The 804-nt window shown below is 71.1% G+C and carries 1 protein-coding gene; it reads left to right on the top strand.

Features of this window, described 5'->3' with window-relative positions; all coding sequences use genetic code 11:
• On the top strand, positions 1–804 hold an 804-nt coding region (locus AB3X96_RS42520; protein ID WP_368594416.1), incomplete at both ends, for an AMP-binding protein.

The raw sequence follows: 804 nt of genomic DNA on the forward strand, positions 1-804 counted from the left end.
TGCGCCGCTGTTTGGCGCGCTGCTGAACTATCGCCACAATACGCTGGCGGCGCTCCCGGGCGTCGTGGGGGACGATGTCCTGGACGGCATGGAGTGGCTGGGTGCGCAGGAGCGCACCAACTATCCCGTGACCCTGTCGGTGGAGGACTGGGAAGAAGCACTGGGCCTGACGGCGCAGGTGAGCGGGCCGGTTTCTGCGGAGCGGGTGTGCGGTTACATGCAACATGCGTTGGAGCATCTGGCGGAGCTGCTGGAGCGCTCGCCGCACACGCCGGTGCGGGAGCTGGAGATCCTGCCGGGGGAGGAGCGCGGGTATCTGCTGGAGGAGCTGAACCGCACGGAGGCGGCGTATCCGTCGGAGCGGTGCATCCATGAGCTGTTCGAGGCGCAGGTGCGGCGGGCACCGGAGGCGGTGGCGCTGGTGCATGAGAACGAGAGACTGAGCTATGGCGAGCTCAATGCGCGGGCCAACCGGCTGGCGCACCATCTGATCGCACTCGGAGTCAGGCCGGATCAGCCGGTGGGGATCTGCGTGGAGCGCAGCGCGGCGATGGTGGTGGGGCTGCTGGCGATCCTGAAGGCGGGGGGCGCGTATGTGCCGCTGGATGCGGCGTATCCGTGCGCGCGGCTGCGGCAGATTGTGGGGGAGGCGGCGCCGCGGCTGGTGCTGGCCGATGGGGCGGGGCGTGCGGCGCTGGGCGAGGAGGCGCTCGCTGGCGTGGGGCTGGTGGAGCTGGAGGCGGGGTCGCCGGCGTGGGCCGGGCAGCCGTCATCGGATCCGGATGCGCGCGCGCTGGGCCTGGG

Origin of the sequence: Paraburkholderia sp. BR13439 (genome assembly GCF_040948805.1) — a bacterium.
GTDB lineage: Bacteria > Pseudomonadota > Gammaproteobacteria > Burkholderiales > Burkholderiaceae > Paraburkholderia > Paraburkholderia youngii.